The sequence below is a fragment of the Alkalicoccus urumqiensis genome (assembly GCF_002993335.1).
GTDB lineage: Bacteria > Bacillota > Bacilli > Bacillales > Salisediminibacteriaceae > Alkalicoccus > Alkalicoccus urumqiensis.
The window spans coordinates 14,209-34,772 of the sequence record NZ_PVNS01000002.1; the positions used below are offsets into that span (position 1 = coordinate 14,209).

Annotated in this window: 22 protein-coding genes and 2 riboswitches; of the genes, 19 read left to right on the top strand and 3 right to left on the bottom strand. The window is 50.2% G+C overall.

Annotated elements, in window-relative coordinates; translation table 11 throughout:
- Positions 1–4 precede the first annotated feature (4 nt).
- The 4 genes from C6I21_RS01825 to gcvPB all read left to right on the top strand — a co-directional run bounded on the left by C6I21_RS01825 (position 5) and on the right by gcvPB (position 4,816).
- Positions 5–505, top strand: coding sequence for a shikimate kinase (locus C6I21_RS01825; protein WP_105957728.1), 501 nt, complete (start codon positions 5–7; stop codon positions 503–505).
- A 43-nt stretch (positions 506–548) separates the two neighbouring features.
- Positions 549–637: riboswitch (glycine riboswitch) on the top strand.
- A 3-nt stretch (positions 638–640) separates the two neighbouring features.
- Positions 641–726, top strand: a riboswitch (glycine riboswitch).
- Positions 727–906: 180 nt separating this feature from the next.
- Positions 907–2,004 (top strand): glycine cleavage system aminomethyltransferase GcvT, encoded by a 1,098-nt coding sequence (gcvT, locus tag C6I21_RS01830; RefSeq protein ID WP_105957729.1) that lies wholly within the window; start codon positions 907–909, stop codon positions 2,002–2,004.
- A complete protein-coding gene (gcvPA, locus tag C6I21_RS01835; RefSeq protein ID WP_105957730.1) occupies positions 2,001–3,347 on the top strand; it encodes an aminomethyl-transferring glycine dehydrogenase subunit GcvPA in 1,347 nt (448 codons plus the stop codon). The genes gcvT and gcvPA overlap by 4 nt, the downstream gene beginning before the upstream one ends.
- Positions 3,344–4,816, top strand: coding sequence for an aminomethyl-transferring glycine dehydrogenase subunit GcvPB (gcvPB, locus tag C6I21_RS01840; protein ID WP_105957731.1), 1,473 nt, complete (start codon positions 3,344–3,346; stop codon positions 4,814–4,816). The genes gcvPA and gcvPB overlap by 4 nt, the downstream gene beginning before the upstream one ends.
- Positions 4,817–4,890: 74 nt before the next feature.
- On the opposite strand, the gene C6I21_RS01845 is transcribed toward gcvPB, so the two are convergent.
- The gene (locus C6I21_RS01845; protein WP_105957732.1) at positions 4,891–5,265 is read right to left on the bottom strand and encodes a rhodanese-like domain-containing protein; all 375 of its coding nucleotides are present in this window, start codon (positions 5,263–5,265) and stop codon (positions 4,891–4,893) included.
- A 136-nt stretch (positions 5,266–5,401) separates the two neighbouring features.
- Between C6I21_RS01845 and C6I21_RS01850 the strand changes: the two genes are divergently transcribed.
- The 3 genes from C6I21_RS01850 to mntR all read left to right on the top strand — a co-directional run bounded on the left by C6I21_RS01850 (position 5,402) and on the right by mntR (position 9,782).
- The gene (locus C6I21_RS01850; RefSeq protein ID WP_105957733.1) at positions 5,402–6,232 is read left to right on the top strand and encodes a lipoate--protein ligase family protein; all 831 of its coding nucleotides are present in this window, start codon (positions 5,402–5,404) and stop codon (positions 6,230–6,232) included.
- Between the two features lie 392 nt (positions 6,233–6,624).
- A complete protein-coding gene (locus tag C6I21_RS01855) occupies positions 6,625–9,192 on the top strand; it encodes a vitamin B12-dependent ribonucleotide reductase (protein ID WP_105957734.1) in 2,568 nt (855 codons plus the stop codon).
- Between the two features lie 164 nt (positions 9,193–9,356).
- Positions 9,357–9,782, top strand: a complete 426-nt coding sequence (mntR, locus tag C6I21_RS01860) for a transcriptional regulator MntR (protein ID WP_105957735.1) — start codon at positions 9,357–9,359, stop codon at positions 9,780–9,782.
- A 65-nt stretch (positions 9,783–9,847) separates the two neighbouring features.
- Here mntR and C6I21_RS01865 read toward each other — a convergent pair whose 3' ends face one another.
- Together C6I21_RS01865 and C6I21_RS01870 are read right to left on the bottom strand one after the other, a co-directional pair.
- Entirely contained in the window at positions 9,848–10,672 is an 825-nt protein-coding gene (locus tag C6I21_RS01865) for a hypothetical protein (RefSeq protein WP_105957736.1), read from the bottom strand.
- Positions 10,673–10,712: 40 nt separating this feature from the next.
- On the bottom strand, positions 10,713–11,111 hold the full coding sequence (locus C6I21_RS01870) for an SA1362 family protein (protein WP_105957737.1): 399 nt from the start codon (positions 11,109–11,111) through the stop codon (positions 10,713–10,715).
- A gap of 203 nt (positions 11,112–11,314) precedes the next feature.
- Here C6I21_RS01870 and aroQ point away from each other — a divergent pair, with 203 nt between their 5' ends.
- The 12 genes from aroQ (at position 11,315) to C6I21_RS01930 (ending at position 20,199) form a co-directional block, all read left to right on the top strand.
- On the top strand, positions 11,315–11,752 hold the full coding sequence (gene aroQ / locus C6I21_RS01875) for a type II 3-dehydroquinate dehydratase (protein ID WP_105957738.1): 438 nt from the start codon (positions 11,315–11,317) through the stop codon (positions 11,750–11,752).
- Complete coding sequence (locus tag C6I21_RS01880; RefSeq protein ID WP_105957739.1) at positions 11,739–12,803, top strand: M24 family metallopeptidase; 1,065 nt, start codon at positions 11,739–11,741, stop codon at positions 12,801–12,803. Before aroQ ends, C6I21_RS01880 begins: the two co-directional genes overlap by 14 nt.
- Positions 12,804–12,822: 19 nt before the next feature.
- Entirely contained in the window at positions 12,823–13,380 is a 558-nt protein-coding gene (gene efp / locus C6I21_RS01885; protein WP_105957740.1) for an elongation factor P, read from the top strand.
- A 22-nt stretch (positions 13,381–13,402) separates the two neighbouring features.
- On the top strand, positions 13,403–13,765 hold the full coding sequence (locus C6I21_RS01890; protein ID WP_105957741.1) for a hypothetical protein: 363 nt from the start codon (positions 13,403–13,405) through the stop codon (positions 13,763–13,765).
- A gap of 231 nt (positions 13,766–13,996) precedes the next feature.
- Positions 13,997–14,482 (top strand): acetyl-CoA carboxylase biotin carboxyl carrier protein, encoded by a 486-nt coding sequence (accB, locus tag C6I21_RS01895; protein ID WP_105957742.1) that lies wholly within the window; start codon positions 13,997–13,999, stop codon positions 14,480–14,482.
- 9 nt (positions 14,483–14,491) lie between these two features.
- Entirely contained in the window at positions 14,492–15,856 is a 1,365-nt protein-coding gene (gene accC, locus C6I21_RS01900) for an acetyl-CoA carboxylase biotin carboxylase subunit (RefSeq protein WP_105957743.1), read from the top strand.
- Positions 15,853–16,248 carry an Asp23/Gls24 family envelope stress response protein gene (locus C6I21_RS01905; RefSeq protein WP_105957744.1) on the top strand — a complete coding sequence of 132 codons (396 nt, stop codon included), beginning with the start codon at positions 15,853–15,855 and terminating at the stop codon, positions 16,246–16,248. The genes accC and C6I21_RS01905 overlap by 4 nt, the downstream gene beginning before the upstream one ends.
- 190 nt (positions 16,249–16,438) lie before the next feature.
- Positions 16,439–16,849: a transcription antitermination factor NusB gene (nusB, locus tag C6I21_RS01910; RefSeq protein WP_105957745.1), complete on the top strand. Its 411-nt coding sequence runs from the start codon at positions 16,439–16,441 to the stop codon at positions 16,847–16,849.
- 22 nt (positions 16,850–16,871) lie between these two features.
- Positions 16,872–17,723 (top strand): bifunctional methylenetetrahydrofolate dehydrogenase/methenyltetrahydrofolate cyclohydrolase FolD, encoded by an 852-nt coding sequence (gene folD, locus C6I21_RS01915; protein ID WP_105957746.1) that lies wholly within the window; start codon positions 16,872–16,874, stop codon positions 17,721–17,723.
- A complete protein-coding gene (xseA, locus tag C6I21_RS01920) occupies positions 17,720–19,081 on the top strand; it encodes an exodeoxyribonuclease VII large subunit (protein ID WP_105957747.1) in 1,362 nt (453 codons plus the stop codon). The genes folD and xseA overlap by 4 nt, the downstream gene beginning before the upstream one ends.
- Positions 19,074–19,307: an exodeoxyribonuclease VII small subunit gene (gene xseB, locus C6I21_RS01925; protein ID WP_105957748.1), complete on the top strand. Its 234-nt coding sequence runs from the start codon at positions 19,074–19,076 to the stop codon at positions 19,305–19,307. Before xseA ends, xseB begins: the two co-directional genes overlap by 8 nt.
- Before the next feature lie 28 nt (positions 19,308–19,335).
- A complete protein-coding gene (locus tag C6I21_RS01930) occupies positions 19,336–20,199 on the top strand; it encodes a polyprenyl synthetase family protein (RefSeq protein ID WP_425352468.1) in 864 nt (287 codons plus the stop codon).
- Positions 20,200–20,564: the final 365 nt, after the last annotated feature.

Sequence of the window (20,564 nt, forward strand, 5' to 3'; positions counted from 1 at the left end):
CAGTATGGTTCAGCCGATTTATTTAACTGGTTTTATGGGTGTGGGGAAAACGACCGTCGGACGGCTTCTTGCAGAAAAATGCGGGCGAGCATTTCTTGATCTGGATGAAGAAATTACACGGGTGGAAAAAAAGACAATACCGGAAATATTTCAGAAGGACGGAGAGCAGGGGTTTAGAAAAATGGAGCTGAATATGGTGCGTGAACTGAAGGGTCGCGGCTGCATCACAGCTACAGGCGGTGGTATAGTCGAAACGCCGGAAGCAGTGGAAGAAATGCGTAAAAATGGGACCGTCGTCTATCTTCACGCACCGTTTGCTGTTCTGTATGAGCGAATTTCCGGCGACGAAACACGCCCTCTGACTGCCGGCGGCAGAGAAGCGCTGCAGGAACGCTTTGACCGGCGGAGCTCTGCATACCGGAAGGCAGATATCTGTGTAGATACGGAAGACAAGTCACCTCTCCAGATTGTGGAAGAAATAAAAAAGCGGGCCGGGCTTGCCTGAAAAATGTGAATAGTGATAAACTTACTGCAACAGCATACTGCGGATGACAGCAGGGGGAGAGAACGGTTCGACCGTCGCCGAAGGAGCAAGCGGAAACGTGAATCTCTCAGGCAAAAGTACTCCTGCCGGACGCTTCTCTGGAGAGATCCGTAAAGCCGGATCACCGATGGGGAAAACCCTGTTCATAACAGGCGTAAACTCTCAGGTACAAAAGGACAGAGGCATTCAGGTTTCAGCTGAATGTTTCTGTCCTTTTTTGTATGGAAAAAGATCAGTCTTCAGCCGGCCCGGAAGCAGCGATGATGCGGTTCTACCCCGCTGTCATTTAGACATACATAAGCTGCAGCTGCCATTTAACGATTGCGTTTCATGTAAATACTTACTTATCAGGAGGTGGTCCAATGGGGAAAAAAACGCCATTGTATCCGGAATATGAGAAGTATCAGGCGAAAACGATTGATTTTGGGGGATGGGATCTGCCCGTCCAGTTTACGTCGATCAAGGAAGAGCATCATCACGTCCGCAGCGAAGCAGGAGTATTTGATGTTTCCCATATGGGGGAAGTACGTGTTACCGGGCCGGACACGACCGCATTTCTGCAGAAAATGCTTACGAATGATCTGGAAAAAGCGTCGTTCGGGCAGTGCCAGTATACGGCGATGTGCTATGAAGACGGCGGAACGGTCGACGATCTCGTTCTTTTTCGCTTTTCCGAAACGGAAGTTCTTCTTGTCGTCAATGCAGCAAACATAGAAAAAGACATCCAGTGGCTCGAAAAACATGCTTTGGGCATGGATATCATCATTACGGATGAATCGGAAGATACAGCTCTTCTGGCACTACAGGGACCTGCTGCAGAGCCACTGCTCCAGAAGCTGACGTCTGCAGATCTTTCTGAGATTGGTTTTTTCCGTTTTCAAAATGAGGTGGACATTCAGGGCAGGGCGGTACTGCTGTCACGAACCGGGTACACCGGGGAAGACGGATTTGAGATTTACTGCCGTGCTTCGGATGCCCGGGCTGTCTGGCAGGCATTAATAGAAAAAGGAGCCCGCCCAATCGGTCTCGGCGCCAGAGATACACTCCGGTTTGAAGCACGGCTGGCGCTTTACGGCCAGGAGCTGTCAAAAGACATAACGCCGGTTGAAGCAGGTATCGGCTTTGTCGTTAAGCCGGATAAAGGAGTGCCGTTTCTCGGTGAAGATGTGCTGAGAAAACAGAAAGAGAACGGTCCATCAAGGAAACTGACAGGCATTGAAATGGTGGATAAAGGTATTCCGCGCACCGGCTATACCGTGTCTGCCGATGGAAAGGAAATTGGTTTTGTCACTACAGGTACACAGTCCCCGACACTTGGGAAAAACATTGGCCTTTGTCTGGTCGATGCATCCTATACCTCACCGGGAACGGAAGTAGAGGTACAGGTGCGTAAGAAAACACTCCGGGCTGTAACGGTGAAAACGCCGTTTTATCAGCGGAGCAGGGAGGATAAAAAATGAGTGAACACCGTTATCTGCCATTAACCGAACAGGATCAGCAGGAAATGCTTGAGACGATCGGCGTTTCCAGTGTGGAAGAACTTTTTTCAGATGTTCCGGAGGAAGTAGCATTTTCCGGTGCTCTGAATGTTCCGCCGTCACTGAAAGAAACTGCACTGATGAAGCACATGCAGGAGCTGTCAGATAAAAATGTCAATGTGAAGCAGTATCCTTCCTTTCTCGGTGCTGGAGTATATGAGCATTATATTCCTTCGGTCGTTAACCATATGCTGCTCCGCTCGGAATTTTTCACGGCCTATACGCCATACCAGCCGGAAATATCCCAGGGCGAGCTGCAGGGTATTTTCGAATTTCAGACAATGATCTGTGAACTGACCGGCATGGATATCGCGAACAGTTCCATGTACGACGGTCCGACGGCATTGACGGAAGCTGCGATGATGAGCTGTGGTCAGACGAAAAAGAAACAGATTCTCGTTTCTGCCTGTGTACACCCGGAAGCAGTGGAAGTGCTGAAGACGAATGCTGCCGGGCAGGGTCTGGACGTTGTCGTTATCCCGGAAAAAGAAGGTGTCACCGACATTGATGCACTCTCGGAGGCTTACTCTGAACATACTTCGTGCGTCATCGTGCAGTATCCGAATTTCTTCGGTCAGATTGAGGACCTGGAAGCGGTGGAAGCCGTAGCTCATCAGGATAAAGCTCATTTTATCGTTTCGAGTAATCCACTGAGCCTCGGAGTACTTCAGCCGCCCGGCGCGTTCGGAGCGGACGTTGTCACCGGGGACGCCCAGCCTTTCGGTATACCGACTCAGCTCGGCGGTCCGCACTGCGGCTATTTTGCGGTGACAAAAAAGCTGATGCGCAAGGTGCCGGGCCGACTCGTTGGTGAAACGAAAGACGAGAACGGCATCCGCGGCTATGTTCTGACGCTGCAGGCGAGAGAGCAGCACATCCGGAGAGAAAAAGCGACGAGCAACATCTGCTCCAACCAGGCGCTGAATGCGCTGGCTGCCTCCATAGCTATGAGCGCGATCGGTAAATATGGGCTTGAGGAAATGGCAGAGCAGAATATCCGCAAAGCGCATTATTTAAAGCAGCGGCTACAGGATGCAGGATTCGCTATTTATGGAAGCAGTCCATCCTTTAATGAATTTGTGATCGATCTGCCAAAACCGGCACAAGAGGTGAATAAAGAGCTGTTTGATAAAGGAATCATCGGCGGACTGGACCTGGGACGGTTTTTTAAAGGCCGGGAAAGCCAGATGCTTACCGCTGTTACGGAACTCCGTACGAAAGAAGAGCTCGACGCGTTTGTCGAAGCATTGGAGGGAGTCAAATGACAAAAGATCAGGCGTTAATTTTCGAATTGAGCCGGGAAGGCAGAACCGGACACAGTCTGCCGGATATGGATGTTGAAGCACCTGCTGTGGAAGACCTGCTTCCCGGGAAATTTAAGCGGAAAGAGCCTGCGGAACTGCCGCAGGTGTCTGAACTTCAGCTTGTCCGCCATTATACGGCGCTCTCAAGAAGAAACCATGGCGTGGATTCCGGATTTTATCCACTCGGTTCGTGTACGATGAAGTACAATCCGAAAGTGAATGAGGATGCAGCGCGTCTTCCCGGTTTTGCTCACCTTCATCCGTATCAGCCGGAAGAACAGATCCAGGGGGCTCTGGAGCTGATGTACTCCCTCCAGCAGTCTCTTGAAGCAGTGACAGGGATGGACCAGGTGACACTGCAGCCGGCTGCGGGGGCACACGGGGAGTGGACCGGATTGATGCTGATCCGGGCCTATCATGAAGCAAATGGGGATCATGGAAGGACGAAGGTGATCGTACCAGACTCGGCTCACGGAACCAATCCGGCTTCTGCCGTCGTTGCCGGATTTGAAGCGGTAACGGTCCGGTCGACAGAGGAAGGACTCGTCGATCTGGAACATCTGCGGGAACTGGCGGGATCGGATACGGCAGCGCTTATGCTGACAAATCCGAATACTCTCGGACTATTTGAGCGGCAGATTGTAGAAATGGCAGATATCATTCACGAAGCCGGAGGCAAATTGTATTATGATGGCGCAAACTCAAATGCTATTCTCGGTATGACACGTCCGGGGGATATGGGATTTGATGTCGTTCATTTAAACCTTCATAAGACGTTCACGACACCTCATGGCGGCGGCGGACCCGGATCGGGACCTGTCGGTGTAAAACAGGATCTTGTTCCGTATCTGCCGGCGCCTGTCATTCGGAAGGCTCAGCATGGCTATACGTTCCATTACGACATTCCGGAAACAATCGGAAGAGTAAAGCCTTTTTACGGTAATTTCGGCATTAACGTCCGTGCATACACGTACATCCGGACGATGGGGCCGGAGGGACTCAGACAGGTTTCACGGCAGGCTGTCCTGAATGCCAATTACATGCTGCGCAGGCTGGAGCCTCATTTTGATACTCCGTATACGCAGCACTGCAAGCATGAGTTTGTCCTCTCCGGGAAAAGACAGAAGAAGCTCGGTGTGAGAACGCTGGATATCGCGAAGCGTCTGCTTGATTTCGGATACCACCCACCGACAATCTATTTCCCGGTTAATGTTGAAGAGTGCCTCATGATTGAGCCGACAGAGACAGAGTCCAAGGAAACACTGGATGAATTCTGCGATGCCATGATCCAGATTGCTCAGGAGGCGGAATCGAATCCTGAAATCGTCCAGGATGCGCCGCATACAACGGTGGTCGGCCGTATGGATGAAACCACAGCAGCCAGAAAACCTGTACTCCGCTGGGAAAAGCGGGAGACGGTTTCCACGTAACCGAGTTCAATAACAGCAAAACCCGCTTCATGCAGTGCATGAAGCGGGTTTTGCTGTACAAGGACCAGCTGAGGCTACTTTTTAATTTTGCCGCTCCACTTTTTAAAGCCGCCTTTCAGCATAGCAATGTCATCGGCACCGCGCTTTTTGTGAATCAGCTTTGCTGCCTGCACAGACCGCGATCCGTTCTGACAGTAAAGGTAGACCGGTTTATCCGGACGGATTTCCTGATTGCGCATACGGAGCTGGGAAAGAGGAATATTTCTCGCGCCGAGAATATGCCCGGTTTTAAATTCCCGTTCCTCCCGTACATCGATCAACTGTGCCTTACGGTAGTTTTTCGTAAATTCTTCCTGATCAAGCGTCCTCAGATAGGAAGGTTTTTTCATTCTGAAAAATAAAAAGACCGCCAGAAGGACGGTAACTGCAATTAGAATCCACCAGCTCATTTTGCCACTCCTTTATCGATTTACAAGTATCTTTTTAAATGATATACCTTAATAATGATTTGTGCAATGCATACAGCAGGCTTTTTGTTTCGCTGCTGTCTTTAAGCTATGATAGAAAGAAAGGAGGCAGTCGTTTATGGAAACATGGTATTATCTTGATTCCGGTGCTCGGACACCGGCTTATAATATGGCAATGGATGAAAAACTGATGGACTGGCACCGGGAAGGGGTTATCCCTCCGGTGGTACGTTTTTATGAATGGAATCCGGCTACGCTGTCACTCGGTTATTTTCAGCGGGTGGAGCGTGATATTGACCAGGAGGCTGTCCGGCGGGAGAAAGTCGGCTTTGTCCGCAGACCTACCGGGGGGCGGGCTGTCCTGCACGATGACGAAATCACTTATAGTGTCATCGTTTCAGAAGAACATCCTGCTATGCCGCAGGGAGTGACAGAGGCGTATCGTGTGATTTCCCAGGGACTGCTTGATGGGTTCAGGGACATGGGACTGGATGCAGATTTCTCTGTACCGCGTACAGAAGAAGAAAAAGCTGCTTTACGCAACCCGCGTTCCGCCGTCTGTTTCGATGCTCCTTCCTGGTATGAAATGGTTGTCGAAGGAAGAAAGATCGCAGGGAGCGCCCAGACCAGACAGAAAGGTGTTATTCTGCAGCACGGCTCCGTCATCCGGACTTTTAACGAAGAGCAGCTGTTTGATATGTTCAAGTTTCCAAGTCTGAAAGTCAGGGAGCGGATGCAGAAGGGGTTCCGGAACAAAGCAACTCCGCTCGCTTCCCTTATGTCTCCTCTCCCTGAAAGAGAAGTGATGAAAGAGGCATTCCGAAAAGGGTTTGAATCTGCTCTGAACATCCGCCTCCTTCCATGGGAGCCGGACAGTGAAGAAAACAGGCAGGTGGAAGAGCTCGCCGCACAGAAATACGAAGCGGATGCCTGGACGTACAAATATTGAAGCAGTGGGACCGTCCCCACGGGGGAGGGTCCCGTCTGCTGTCCTCCAGAGGGATTTACTTCGTTATAGAAATTGGAAAAACTTCAGCCGCTTTGCTGCTTGAGAAAAAGATAAACATATGTAAAAATACATCATTCAGGGGAAGGGTAAAATGAAAATATTTTCATTTCAGGAAAAAGAACCTGATGCATCAGCCTTTTCGTGATTTTTCGGAAAGAAGTGCAGAAATAACTCGTTTACAATAAGCGGGGAAGGGTATAAAATTAGCAATTAGACAACCATATATTGATGATTATTATACATAAACACAATATATGGTGCCAGGCACAAACGGCTGACTGCAGCAGCCCGGCTACAGCCCGGCAACTTCACGAAGTAAAGGAGCGACGCATGTGACTACATTTATGTCGGAAAAGCGTGTCGACATCGATCAGCTTAACCAGGATATAGAACAATTCCCACAGGTGTTTCCAGTAACGCCGGACATGCACCGCAGACAGAGCGGCGTGTCCCGTCTCGTTATGCTCGACAGATATACGTTTAAAGATACAGAGAAAAAAACGCTGAAATCCGGGGACTTCGTCGTCCTCACCGTAAAATCCGATCCGAAATTTCCAGCACGCGGCTACGGTTTTGTGACAGAAGTAGATTGGAACCGCGGCACTGCAAAAATTGCTGTGGAAGAAGAATTCACAGGCATGCTGGAGGAGCCGGAAGAGAAAGAAACAGGCATTGTTGAACGCACGCTTGCTACGATCGATAAGCCGCTCGAAATTTACTATGAACAGATTGCTAAACGGAACGCACGCGGGCTTGCTTCCGTTGAAACGACAGAAGAAAAGCGGCAGCAGTCGTTTGACGCATTTTATGAACAGCTCGTAAACATGAATTTTGTTCCTGCCGGCCGTGTACTCTACGGAGCCGGTGCAGAAACAGATGTCACTTACTTCAACTGCTATGTGATGCCGTTTGTCGCAGACTCAAGGGAAGGGATTTCTGACCACCGCAAACAGGTAATGGAAATCATGAGCCGCGGCGGAGGCGTCGGAACGAATGGATCAACGCTGCGCCCTAGAAATGCTTTGGCGCGCGGTGTGAACGGGAAGTCTTCCGGCTCCGTATCCTGGCTTGATGATATTGCAAAGCTGACACATCTTGTAGAGCAGGGAGGGTCCCGGCGCGGGGCTCAAATGATTATGCTTTCCGACTGGCACCCGGATATTCTTGAATTTATTATCTCGAAAATGCAGAATCCACGGATTCTCCGGTACCTGCTGGAGCAGACGAAAGACAGCCATATCCGCAGTCTGATTCAGGATAAGCTGAAATTCACACCGCTCTCAGAACTGGAGGAGGCGATGTATCAGAGCATCGTCAATTTCAAGCATATTGAAGGCCAGGGCGGTTTTGATCCAAAAGTGATCCTCGAAGCAGAGTCGAAGCTCCGGGACGGAGGCACCTATCAAGTAAACCATCCTGAGTTTCTGACAGGGGCGAATATCTCTGTCTGTATTACAAAAGAGTTCATGGAAGCGGTCGAGCAGAAAGCAGAATATGAACTCCGCTTTCCGGACGTGGAAAATTATACAGAAGCAGAAATGGAAGCATATAACCGTGAATGGCAGGAATATGGAGATGTGCGCGAATGGGAAAAGCTCGGCTTTGGCGTACGGACGTATCGGACGATTCAGGCAGAGGAGCTGTGGAACCTGATTAACATCTGTGCCACTTATTCGGCGGAGCCGGGAATCTTCTTTATCGATAATGCAAATGAGATGACCAACGCCAGCGCATACGGTCAGAAAGTTGTCGCTACAAACCCATGCGGCGAACAGCCGCTGGCACCTTACTCTGTCTGTAATCTGGCAGCGGTAAACCTTGCTGAAATGGCTGATACGGAGTCGAAGCAGGTTGATTTCAAAAAGCTTGAAAAGACCGTTTCTGTCGGTGTCCGGATGCAGGATAATGTGATCGATGCAACCCCGTACTTCCTGGAGGAGAATACAAAGCAGGCAAAAGGAGAGCGGCGCGTCGGGCTCGGTGTCATGGGTCTGCATGACCTTCTCATTGAAACGGAGACCGTATACGGCTCCGAGGAAGGCAATCAGCTTGTAGACGCCATATTCGAGACGATTGCGACCACTGCCTACCGGACGTCAATTGAACTGGCAGAAGAGAAGGGCAGCTTTCCGTTCCTGGAGGGAGCTTCAGAAGAAGAAACAGCCTACCTCCGCCGCCGCTTTACCGAGACCGGCTACATGGCAAAAATGCCGGAAGATATTAAGCAGGGAATCGTTACATCGGGAATCCGCAATTCCCACCTTCTCACGGTAGCACCGACAGGATCGACCGGAACGATGGTCGGTGTATCCACCGGACTGGAGCCTTACTTCTCCTTCTCCTATTACCGGAGCGGAAGACTCGGTAAATTTATTGAAGTGAAGGCAGCGATCCTGCAGCGTTATCTGGAAGCACACCCTGAGCAGGATCCGGATAATCTGCCTGCGTGGTTTATCTCGAGCATGGAGCTGACACCGGAAGCACATGCAGATGTTCAGTGTGTGATTCAAAAGTGGGTGGACAGCTCATTGAGTAAAACAGTGAATGCACCGAAAGGCTACACGGTGGATCAGGTAAAGTCTGTCTATGAACGTCTCTACCGCGGAGGTGCCAAGGGCGGTACGGTTTATGTAGATGGAAGCCGGGATTCCCAGGTACTGACACTGAAAGCAGAAGAGAATGATGAATACACGGTCGATCTCACCGGCGGGGAAGAGGCGGACGAGAGAAAACAGCCTGTCGTGCTGGTCGATACGATTGCAGACGTTCGTTCCACTTCCGTGAACTATGGAAGTGAAGTCGGAGATACGTGCCCGGTATGCCGACAGGGAACAGTGGAAGATATCGGCGGATGCAACACGTGTACGAACTGCAGCGCACAGCTGAAGTGCGGCTTATAAGAAATAGTTTCCGTCACCGGCTTCTGTTCATGCAGAAGCCGGTGATGTGTTTTAGTATCCGCCAGGAAGATTCCTCTACAGCTCCCGCGGGCAGTATAGAATTTCCACTGCAGCTGTGCTAAACTGGAAACGATGATTTAACTGGACGATTTGGAGGACCGCCTATGCCGACACCGAGTATGGAAGATTACCTGGAACGAATTTATCAGCTGATTGACGAAAAGGGGTATGCCAGAGTCTCTGATATTGCAGGAGCGCTGGAGGTACATCCTTCCTCTGTCACAAAAATGGTGCAGAAACTGGATGCGAGTGAATATCTCGTTTATGAGAAATACCGCGGGCTTGTACTTACCGCCAAAGGTGAAAAAATTGGAAAACGACTCGTGTTCCGCCACGAGCTGCTTGAAGAATTTTTGAAAATGATTGGCGTAGCGGAGTCCAGAATCTATGAGGATGTCGAGGGTATGGAACACCATTTGAGCTGGGAAACGATCGACAGAATCGGAGATCTTGTTCAGTATTTTGAAGAAGAACCGGGACGTCTGCACGATTTAAGGCTCGTCCAGGAGAAAAATGAGTCCGAAAAATAACCAAACGTTTATCATAAAAGAAAAGAACCTGTACTGCCCGCCGCTCCGGGAAGTACAGGTTCTTTCTACTGCCTCTCCTCAGCAATAGACCGATGTATGATTTCTTCGCCTGCGCCATAGCGGGGGTGACCGCCTGCGACGGCCGCGGCCGGCACAAGGAATGTAATCCACAGACCAGTTAGAAAACCGGAGAATCCCTCTCCACCGGGAAGCTGCTCAATGACTGGACGAACGCCCATAAACAATAAGATAATACCGGAGACACCGAGGATGCCTGTCCACAGACGAACGCGCCTGCCCTCTGCATCGAGCCTCATCCGGACTTTGTACTGCTCCATAGCAGCACCGACCCCGGTACCGAGAAGCAGCCCTGGCAGGAAAAGGAAATAATTTTCAGGGTAAATAAGTACAGCCGTAAAGATAGGAAGAATAACGGCGAAAGCAAGAATATACGTATCCGGCATGGCACCAAGCCATTCGAGGCTGTGGTAATAAATATAGCTGAGAAAACCGCCAATGAGCACTGCCCCGACAATTGTAAATACCGGCACCTGAAACAGCAGAAGATAACTGACTGCTATCGCCGTAGGAAGAAAAATACATCCGGCAAGCTCCCATTTTTTTGAACAGAGAGGAAATAAAAAAGCAGATAGCGTAATCGTTGCCTGAATGTGCGGGTGAGTGACAGCAACAGCTTCTCCCATCGTCATTTCAAACGGCGGGACGTACATAAGAAGAATGTAGCTGAGAGCGAGTGACAGGACAGTCAGATAAAGAAGCTCTACACCTGCCCGTTTATGGAGGCTCCAGATGACAACGCCTGCGGTACAGAGCCAGCCGATAAAAAGAGCCTGGGAATATAAGGTGACAAATGTATCCGGAGAATCCATTATTTACCCTCCTCTATCACGAAAAGAAAGAGCCAAGCGTTTAAAACAATGCCCGGCTCTTTTTCTTCATGTTCTTGCGGCCTTCAATGACTGTAAGCTTTACATCAGATTGACGTTTGACCAATGGTTTTGGAGAGCGTTTTTCCTGCTTTACCGTCTTCAGCGGGACAGTGCTCCGCCGGCGGTTTTTCGGTTTCGGTTTTTGTTTGCCGGGAACAGGGCGGCCGTTTTTGACCGGTACTTCAAATCCGGACCGCTGCTGCATCATCCGCGGCTGGATAAACTTCTTCACGACAAGAATCAGCAGGGTCACTACACCGATCGTGACAAAAATTCCGGTAATAAACTGCCCCGGGCTCTGGACCAGCTGCGTGCCGATACCAAGGGCTGCCAATGCGAAAAGGACGATCAGCAGTGGATGTATCCGTTTGTTTTTCATCTCAATTGTCACCTCCAGAAAGGATGCTGCTGTAAGTAAATCGGTACATCTATTTTACCTGAAAACGGAAAAGGAAGCTACGATTGTAGTTGTAGATCTAATACCCGATTCTGCATGTTTTTACACGTCCATATTTCTGGTGTCTGTCCATAACTTCTACCATGTGATAGAATACACGGTGGACAGCTGAGGAGGCGATGGGGATGAAACTACTCGTGTTGAACGGCCCGAATTTAAATATGCTCGGCCGTCGTGAACCAGGCGTATATGGGCAGGAGACACTCGAGTCACTCGAACAGGAACTGATGAATGCTGCAGCGGAAAAAGGCATTCAGATGGACGTGTTTCAGTCCAATGTAGAAGGGGAATTAATCAACAAGCTTCATGAAACAGGAGCAGATGGTGTGATTATGAACCCCGGCGCCCTCACCCACTACAGTTACAGTCTGCGGGATGCGGTGGCCGCCATATCTGTACCGGTGGTGGAAGTACATATATCAAATGTTCACGCAAGAGAGCCGTTCCGTGCGGTATCCGTCACTGCTCCAGTGTGTACAGGACAGATCAGCGGGTTCGGATTCGACAGCTATCATACAGCCGTCGATTACTTTGTCAGGAGGTTTAGTCATGAAACGAGTTGAAGCAGTCAGGCAGAAACTTCAGGAAGAGAATGCAGACGCTCTGCTGGTTACGAGCAGTGTAAACCGCCGGTACCTGACCGGATTCACCGGAACTGCTGGAGCGGTGCTCATTACAGCGGAAGCAGCACTTTTTATTACGGACTTCCGTTATACGGAGCAGGCAGCAGCACAGGCGGAAGGGTTTACGATTGTGGAGCACAAAGTACCCCTCGTTGAAGAGGCAGCAGCGCAGCTGAAGAAGCTCGGTATTTCTACACTCGCATTTGAAAAAGAGCATGTCACTTTCGCGCAGTATGAAGCATACAAGCAGGCGTTTGAGGCAGAGCTTATACCGGTATCCGGCATGGTGGAGGATCTGCGGCTGAAAAAAGACGCCGGAGAGATCGATATCATTCAGCAGGCAGTCGATATCGCCGACCGTGCCTTTACACACATCCAGTCCTACATCCAGCCGGGAGTAAAGGAAATAGACGTTGCAACAGAGCTGGAATTTTTCATGCGGAAGCAGGGCGCTGAATCTTCTTCGTTTGATATTATCGTCGCCTCCGGACTCCGCTCAGCCTTTCCTCATGGTGTAGCAAGTGCAAAGGAAATAGCGTCAGGAGAACTGGTGACACTGGACTTCGGAGCATATTTTCAAGGGTACTGCTCGGATATTACGAGAACAGTGGCAGTCGGAGAGCCGTCTGAAAAACTGAGAACAATTTACGAAACGGTACAGAAAGCCCAGGAAATCGGTGTTCAGAAAATTCGTCCGGGTATGACTGGTAAAGAAGCGGATGCGCTGACACGGGATTATATTACAGAAGCAGGCTACGGTTCCTACTTCGGCCATTCCACCGGACACGGAATGGGTATGGAAGTGCATGAAGGACCTGCACTTTCCCACCGGAGTGATAAAAAGCTGGAGCCGGGTCATGTCGTGACAGTCGAACCTGGTATTTATGTAGCAGGAACCGGTGGTACGAGAATCGAAGATGATCTTCTAATTACCGAAGATGGCTGCCGGATCTTATCATCATCTACAAAAGAGCTATTGATTCTGGAATAAATAATAAGGAGGAACACACATGATTTCAGTAAACGATTTTAAAACAGGACTGACGATTGAAACGGATAACGATATTTGGCAGGTAGTGGAATTTCAACATGTTAAACCCGGCAAAGGTGCTGCATTTGTCCGTTCAAAACTGCGCAGTCTCCGCAGCGGAAACATTCAGGAAAAGACATTCCGCGCCGGTGAAAAAGTAGGGCGTGCCCACATTGAGAACAATAAAATGCAGTACCTGTTTGCTAATGGTGATACGCACGCGTTTATGGATACACATTCGTATGAACAGCTGGAAATTCCAGCTTCACAGATCAAGCGCCAGCTTCAGTTTTTGAAAGAAAATATGGAAGTGAGTGTACTGACGTACGGGGACGAAATCCTTGGAGTGGAACCCCCGCAGTCTGTAGAGCTTGAAGTAACAGAAACAGAACCCGGCATTAAAGGAGATACAGCATCCGGCGGAACAAAGCCAGCTACACTCGAAACCGGCCTGACCGTTCAGGTGCCGTTTTTTGTCAACCAGGGCGACATGCTCGTGATCGACACACGCGAAGGAAAGTATGTTTCCCGCGCATAATCAATTGAAGGAGGTACTCGGAATGGATTGGTCCGATCTAACAGAAGGAGCCAAAGCGGTTCTGGAGCAGACACGAAATATTAAAAACGACCGGATTCAGATTGTGGAGTTCGAAGTCGGCTTCACTCAGTCAGAGGAGGAAGCTGACGGAGGCGAACCGGTTTCGATTCAAGAAGAAGATTACCAGTCGCTGAAGCGGTATACGCAGGAGAATGAATACGGGGAAAAGTATCATATGGCCCGCAACAAAGGCACAGTGAAAATTATTCTGCTGGAAGACGGGAAAATTCCTGACAATCTGTCGGATTTTCCAATCCACCGCGAATATAAAACGCAGGTGCAGACAGAAGAAGAGGCTGTGGAAGAAGCAGAAAACGAAGAGTAATATGATTCAGCAGACCGCCGGAAGTGAAGCTTCCGGTGGTTTCTTCATAAAAGGGGTGTCTCAGAAAAAACGTGCTGCTCCAGTACCTCGTGAAAGAAACCTGTCATTTAGAGCAGGAAAAAAGGTTTTCTTTCTTCTGCTTTTGCGGTAGCATAAAATAGACTGCTGATTTCACAGTGGTCATACCACTGGGTACATAAATAGAATGACGATTTGAATAGGAGTGATTGGATGCTTAAAATTCAAGAAATCCGGGAGTTAATTCAGTTAATTGATAACTCGAGTATTGATGAATTCAAATATGAGCAGAACGGAGAAAAAGTAACGCTTCGAAAGCATCAGCAGGGCGGAGGAGAGACCATCCGCACCGTACAGGAGGCTCCGCAGCCGGTGCAGCCGTCACAGCCGGCACCGCAGTCTCCTGCGCAGGAAACATCCTCTGCCTCTGAAAAAACAGAAGCAGAGGACCGGAGCGGCACGCATGCGGTCACTTCTCCGATGGTGGGGACGTTTTATGCAGCTCCTTCACCGGATGCTGACCCTTACGTCACGAAAGGCGATACCGTGAAGCAGGACAGCGTCGTCTGTATTGTTGAAGCGATGAAGCTGATGAATGAAATTGAAGCGGAAGTAAACGGGGAAATCGTCGAGGTTCTCGTAAAAGACGGAGAGCTTGTAGAATACGGCCAGGATCTTTTCCTCGTGAAACCGGAATAGAGGGATCCTATGCTGAAAAAAGTACTTATAGCCAACCGTGGAGAAATTGCAGTCAGAGTCATCCGTGCCTGCCGGGAACTCGGTATTGAGACAGTGGCTGTTTATTCCACAGCAGACGAAGAAGCGCTTCACGTACGTCTTGCCGATGAAGCTTATTGTATCGGCCCTGTTTCCAGTGCGGACAGCTACCTGAATTTTACGAATGTCATGAGTGCTGCCACACTGACTCAGTCGGATGGCATCCACCCGGGCTACGGTTTTCTCTCAGAAAATCCTGACTTTGCTGAAATATGCGCCGCATGCAACATTAAATTTATCGGACCGAGTCCGGAAGCTATCAGCCGCATGGGAACAAAAGACGTTGCCAGAAAAACGATGGACGAAGCAGGAGTACCGGTTGTACCCGGGTCTGATGGACTCGTTGCAGGACCGGAAGAAGGTGCTCGGACAGCGGAGGAAATCGGCTATCCTGTGATCATTAAGGCGACGGCGGGCGGCGGTGGAAAAGGCATTCGTGTGGCCCGTAACGAAGAAGAGTTAAAAAAGGGCATTTCGATTACCCAGCAGGAAGCAAGAGCCAATTTTGGAAACGAAGGCGTTTATCTGGAGAAATATATAGAGGATTTCCGTCATGTGGAAATTCAGGTGCTCGCCGACAGTTACGGCCACGTCATTCATCTTGGAGAGCGGGACTGTTCGATTCAGCGCCGCCTTCAGAAACTTGTGGAGGAAACCCCGTCTCCGGCAATCAGTCCGGAGATGCGCCGGCAGATGGGAGAAGCAGCGGTCCGCGCTGCTGAAGCAGTGAACTATGAAGGTGCAGGGACTGTTGAGTTCATTTTTGATCATGTCAATCAAACATTTTATTTTATGGAAATGAACACCCGCATTCAAGTGGAGCACCCTGTAACGGAAATGGTTACGGGAGTAGACCTGATAAAAGAACAGTTGAAAATCGCCTCCGGGGAACGACTGGAGCTGAAACAGGAAGATATCCGCTTCCAGGGCTGGTCCATCGAGTGCAGGATCAATGCAGAAGATCCGTTTAAACAGTTTATGCCGTCACCGGGACGGATCGGTTTTTATCTTCCGCCGGGCGGACCGGGAGTTCGCGTTGACAGCGCAGCCTACCCGGATTACATGATATCACCTTACTACGATTCCATGGTGGCAAAGCTGATTGTTCATGCACCGACGAGAGCAGAAGCAGTGTCCAAGATGGAGCGGGCACTTTCCGAGTTTCTGGTGGAGGGAGTCAAAACGACGATCCCATTCCATCAGCGCCTTTTCGAACATGACGTTTTCCGTTCAGGAGACTTTAATACAAAGTTTCTGGAACTGTATCCAATAGAAGAAAAGGGGGAGCAATCATGAGTGAAAACGTAGAAATTCAACTGCAGACTTCCAGGCAGGACAATGGAAGAGTCGTTATTTCGCCAGAGGTAATCGAAGTCATTACCAGTCTTGCCGCACAGGAAGTAGAAGGCGTGGCCCACCTGCGCGGTTCCTTCGCATCGGGCGTGGCAGAACGTCTCGGCCGCAGATCATCCGGCAAAGGGATCAAGGTCGACATGCAGGAGGAAGAAGCTGTCATTGACGTATACATCACCGCGGCCTATGGGAAATCCATTCCGGATACAGCCCGCCAGATTCAAAAGAATATCGTGGAAACGCTCGATACGATGACCGCGATTAAAACGCGCGAAGTAAATGTGCATGTTACAGGTGTGGAACTGCCCGAGGCTCTAGAAAATCCGAAAGAGTAGCCGCCTGCCTGAATAAACTTCTTTTTCTTTTCACTGAAGACTGTCGTGCTTTTCTGCGGCAGTCTTTTTGTTTACAAAGGAAAAACACACCTCATCATCGATTCAAAACTGCCCGTGCAACGTTCATGAAAATTATGCTATGATGTGAAGTGTTGAATTGCACGAGGAAAGTAAAAGGAGAAGATACATCATGAAAAGAAGAGTAGCGCGGATCAAATCGGTTCAGGCGCTTTATCAAGTAGAAATGACCGGAATCAGTGCGGAAGAGGCCGTCGAAGCCGCGCTTGAAGAAGGGGAGGAAGCAAGCCCGTTTCTTTATGAGCTCGTCCGGGGCACCCTGGAGCATGGCGGTGAGATCGATTCCTATCTCGAAGAAGCGCTGGAACACTGGACATTGAACCGACTGACAAGAATTGACCGCGCCATTCTGCGGCAGTGCGTGTTCGAAATGAAATACATGGACGATATGCCGGTCAATGTCAGCATTAACGAAGCGATTGATCTTGCAAAAGGGTTCAACGGCGAGGAGGAATCCGGCCGTTTTGTGAATGGTGTCGCTTCAAAAGTAGCTTCTATGCTCGGCGAATCCACGGCAGAATAAGAAAACCAGGAGGGAGACAACGATGACTGCAGAAATTATTTCAGGAAAAGAAGTAGCACAAGTTATTCGTCAACAGCTGAAAGAAGAGACCGGGAAGCTGAAACAAAAAGGGATTGTTCCGGGGCTGGCCGTCATTCTCGCAGGAGACGATCCGGCCTCTGCTTCCTACGTGCGCGGCAAAGAGAAAGCCTGCCGCGAGACAGGAATCCACTCGACAGTAGACCGCGTTTCCGCCTCTATCTCTGAAGAGGATCTGCTCGGCAGAATCGAAGAATTAAATCAGGATCCTTCTATTCACGGGATACTTGTTCAGCTGCCGCTTCCTGACCACATTTCTGAACACCGTGTCATCGATGCGATTTCCCCGCTGAAAGATGTGGACGGTTTTCATCCTGTCAGTATCGGAAATATGGTTATTGGGAGAAAAGCATTCCTTCCCTGTACGCCGCACGGAATTATCCGCATGCTGAAATCAAAAGATATTCCTATTGAAGGAAGCCACGCTGTCATTGTCGGCAGAAGCAATATTGTTGGAAAACCGGTCGGACAGCTTCTTCTGAATGAGAATGCAACAGTAACCTACTGCCATTCACGCACAAAAAACATGCAGGAAATCACGAAGCAGGCTGATATTTTAATCGCCGCCGTCGGCAAAAAGCATTTCATTACTGCAGATGATATTAAAGAAGGTGCCGTCGTGGTGGATGTCGGTATTAACCGTACGGAGGAAGGAACGCTGACCGGGGATGTGGATTTTGAATCGGTGAAGGAAAAAGCAGGATACATCACGCCAGTACCGGGAGGCGTCGGTCCGATGACCATTACCATGCTTCTTGCGAATACCGTTCAGAGTGCGCAGGAGGGAGCAGAGTGAGCTCCTATCTTTCCGTAGCGGACGTCACCACCCGGATCAAACGGCTCCTGGAAACGTCCGGCATGGTCCAGAATGTCTGGATTCAGGCGGAGATTTCGAATTTCAAACGTCACAGCCGGGGGCATATGTACTTCTCGCTGAAAGACGACCGTTCCCGCATCCAGTCTGTTATGTTTGCGGGAAGTAACAAGAACCTTACATTCACTCCGGAAGATGGGATGAGCGTTCTTGTGCGCGGGGATGTAACTGTGTATGAACCGTTTGGTCAGTATCAGCTGATGGTAAAAGAAATGCAGCCGGACGGAACCGGTAATTTATTTGCAGCCTACGAACAGCTGAAGAAAAAATTGACTGCGGCCGGATATTTTGCTCAGGATAAAAAGAAAGCCATTCCGCGGCTCCCTAAACACATTGCCGTAATAACCTCTCCCACCGGCGCTGCCGTCCGTGATATGATCACCACACTCCGCCGTAGATATCCGCTCGTGAAAGTAACGCTGCTGCCCGTTCTCGTTCAGGGGCCGGATGCCGCCCCTTCGATTGCAAGAGCGATCAGGCAGGCGGATGAAACCGGCTGGTTTGATACGATTATCGCCGGAAGGGGCGGAGGATCCATTGAGGATTTGTGGGCGTTTAATGAAGAAGAAACCGTTCTGGCTGCTGCTTCCTGCCGGACACCGGTCATCTCAGCTGTCGGCCACGAAACAGATACAACGCTCTTTGATTTTGCTGCTGACCTCCGTGCGCCGACGCCTACGGCTGCTGCGGAATTGGCCGTGCCGGATATAACGGAAATGCGGGAGTTTGTCCACGACCGCCGCGGGAGGATCCACCGGGCTGCAGCTGAGCGGTTCGAGCGGGCTCAGGATGCATTAAAGCGCCTGGAGCAGTCTTATGCGTTCCGTTATCCAAAGCGGCTTATCGAGGAAAAAGAGCAGCAGCTGGACTGGATGACAGACCGGTTAAAACAGCGTCTCCAGGAAAGCGGAAGCCGGAAAAGAGAGCAGGAGCGGTCGCTTACAAACCGGCTCCATGCTGCACATCCGAAAAAACAGCTGGAAAGAAACAGAGAACAGCTTCAAGAAAGAAAACATCAGCTTGAGCGGGCCGTCAGAAAGCTCCATCAGGAGAAAGCGTCCCGACTGGAGCTGCAGCTTTCCAAGCTGGACCTTCTCTCGCCGGTGCAGCTGATGCGTAAAGGTTATGCGCTTCCTTACGCTGAGGATGGAAAGCTTGTACGAAGCCGTGAGGATGCCCCGGAAAAAAGCATGCTGAAGCTGCGTGTATCCGATGGACTCCTCGCCTGCCGCGTTGAATCAAATACTCCCATACAGAAGGAGGACCCACCGCATGAGTGAAGAGCAGGAAAACCATACGTTTGAAACGTCGATGCGCCAGCTGGAGGAAATTGTACAGCGGCTTGAAAAAGGAGATGTCCCTCTGGAAGAGGCAATGGAACTGTTTCAGGAGGGAATGAAACTGTCAAAAGACTGCCACGAGCGTCTGACGAAAGTGGAAAAGCAGATGACGGATGTGCTGAGTGAAGATGGCTCGCTTTCCACGCTGCCTGAGGAGGAATTGTAACGTGACTACAGATAAGCTGGCGCGTTTTATGGAACAGTATAAATCAAGAGTGGAAGCTCTTCTTCTGCAGTCTGCCAGAAAAAAAGAAACGCCTCAAAGACTCGGGGAAGCGATGATGTATTCACTGGAGGCGGGTGGAAAAAGAGTCCGTCCGCTTCTGCTCTACGCCGTTCTTGACTGTTTCCGCACTGCTCCTGAAAAGGGAGACGCAGCTGCCTGCTCTCTGGAGATGATCCATACATATTCCCTTATTCATGACGACCTGCCCGCAATGGATGATGATGATCTGCGCAGGGGGAAACCGACGAGCCACCGCCGTTTTGATGAAGCGACGGCCATTCTTGCCGGAGATGCCCTGTTAACAAGAGCTTTTCAGCTTGCTGCAGACGACAGGGAAAATTCCGATGAGAAAAAGATCCGTCTGCTCCAGCTGCTGACAGCTGCATCAGGTGCGGAAGGAATGGTAGGCGGCCAGATGGAAGACATGCAGGCAGAAGAGCAGACAGAAATTACTTCGAGCGAGCTCGCTGCGATACATGACCATAAAACCGGCGATCTTCTTGCGGTCGCTCTGCAGATGGGCGGTGTGCTCTCAGACTGTACGGAGATAGAGCAGTCGCAGCTGGACCGCTACGGCAGATGTATCGGACTTGCCTTTCAGGTAAAAGATGATCTGCTCGATGTCGAAGGAGATGAGGCAGAGATCGGAAAACCGGTTGGAAGTGATGAAACAAATAATAAGCATACGTACGTCCGGCTGATGGGAATCGAAGGCGCGCGCGAATTTCTGGATCAGCTTCTCCGGGATGCACTGGATGCACTCGGGCATATTGATGCAGACACGGAGATTTTATCTGATCTGGCGCGCTACATCGCTCAGCGTACAGCGTAACTGCTGGCATCATACCGATTCGCTGTGATAAACTATACGAAAGTGAGTGGCGCAGTATCCTAGTCGGTTCTGCATACTCGAAAGCGGGCCTAAAAATCCGCTAAAGGGCACATCGATGAAGTTCCTAGTCTGGGCTTGAGGCGCCCAGCCCTGGGTCCTGACTGGGAGTAAAGGCTGTTGGGCGATCCACAAAGGCATGTGGGCGTGAACCCTGCAGCCGCGGAGGCCTGTGGCCGCGGCACTATCCCAACTGTGCTGTGTTCACAGGTATGAACCTGTATCCGCAGATTTCGGGAATCTGCGGGCAGCGTAGCCTGCCTTGAGTGGAGTCCGAGGGGATTGCAGCCAGCCAGCTGCATGAAATC

Excerpts from the sequence above, each read along its gene's own strand:
- nusB (WP_105957745.1), top strand. The coding sequence starts at position 16,439 with ATGAAAAGAAGAGTAGCGCGGATCAAATCGGTTCAGGCGCTTTATCAA.
- C6I21_RS01825 (WP_105957728.1), top strand. The coding sequence starts at position 5 with ATGGTTCAGCCGATTTATTTAACTGGTTTTATGGGTGTGGGGAAAACG.
- gcvT (WP_105957729.1), top strand. The coding sequence starts at position 907 with ATGGGGAAAAAAACGCCATTGTATCCGGAATATGAGAAGTATCAGGCG.
- accC (WP_105957743.1), top strand. The coding sequence starts at position 14,492 with ATGCTGAAAAAAGTACTTATAGCCAACCGTGGAGAAATTGCAGTCAGA.
- aroQ (WP_105957738.1), top strand. The coding sequence starts at position 11,315 with ATGAAACTACTCGTGTTGAACGGCCCGAATTTAAATATGCTCGGCCGT.
- efp (WP_105957740.1), top strand. The coding sequence starts at position 12,823 with ATGATTTCAGTAAACGATTTTAAAACAGGACTGACGATTGAAACGGAT.
- C6I21_RS01870 (WP_105957737.1), bottom strand. The coding sequence starts at position 11,111 with ATGAAAAACAAACGGATACATCCACTGCTGATCGTCCTTTTCGCATTG.
- C6I21_RS01850 (WP_105957733.1), top strand. The coding sequence starts at position 5,402 with ATGGAAACATGGTATTATCTTGATTCCGGTGCTCGGACACCGGCTTAT.
- accB (WP_105957742.1), top strand. The coding sequence starts at position 13,997 with ATGCTTAAAATTCAAGAAATCCGGGAGTTAATTCAGTTAATTGATAAC.
- C6I21_RS01865 (WP_105957736.1), bottom strand. The coding sequence starts at position 10,672 with ATGGATTCTCCGGATACATTTGTCACCTTATATTCCCAGGCTCTTTTT.
- C6I21_RS01930 (WP_425352468.1), top strand. The coding sequence starts at position 19,336 with ATGGAACAGTATAAATCAAGAGTGGAAGCTCTTCTTCTGCAGTCTGCC.
- gcvPB (WP_105957731.1), top strand. The coding sequence starts at position 3,344 with ATGACAAAAGATCAGGCGTTAATTTTCGAATTGAGCCGGGAAGGCAGA.
- xseB (WP_105957748.1), top strand. The coding sequence starts at position 19,074 with ATGAGTGAAGAGCAGGAAAACCATACGTTTGAAACGTCGATGCGCCAG.
- mntR (WP_105957735.1), top strand. The coding sequence starts at position 9,357 with ATGCCGACACCGAGTATGGAAGATTACCTGGAACGAATTTATCAGCTG.
- gcvPA (WP_105957730.1), top strand. The coding sequence starts at position 2,001 with ATGAGTGAACACCGTTATCTGCCATTAACCGAACAGGATCAGCAGGAA.
- C6I21_RS01905 (WP_105957744.1), top strand. The coding sequence starts at position 15,853 with ATGAGTGAAAACGTAGAAATTCAACTGCAGACTTCCAGGCAGGACAAT.
- C6I21_RS01880 (WP_105957739.1), top strand. The coding sequence starts at position 11,739 with ATGAAACGAGTTGAAGCAGTCAGGCAGAAACTTCAGGAAGAGAATGCA.
- C6I21_RS01890 (WP_105957741.1), top strand. The coding sequence starts at position 13,403 with ATGGATTGGTCCGATCTAACAGAAGGAGCCAAAGCGGTTCTGGAGCAG.
- folD (WP_105957746.1), top strand. The coding sequence starts at position 16,872 with ATGACTGCAGAAATTATTTCAGGAAAAGAAGTAGCACAAGTTATTCGT.
- C6I21_RS01845 (WP_105957732.1), bottom strand. The coding sequence starts at position 5,265 with ATGAGCTGGTGGATTCTAATTGCAGTTACCGTCCTTCTGGCGGTCTTT.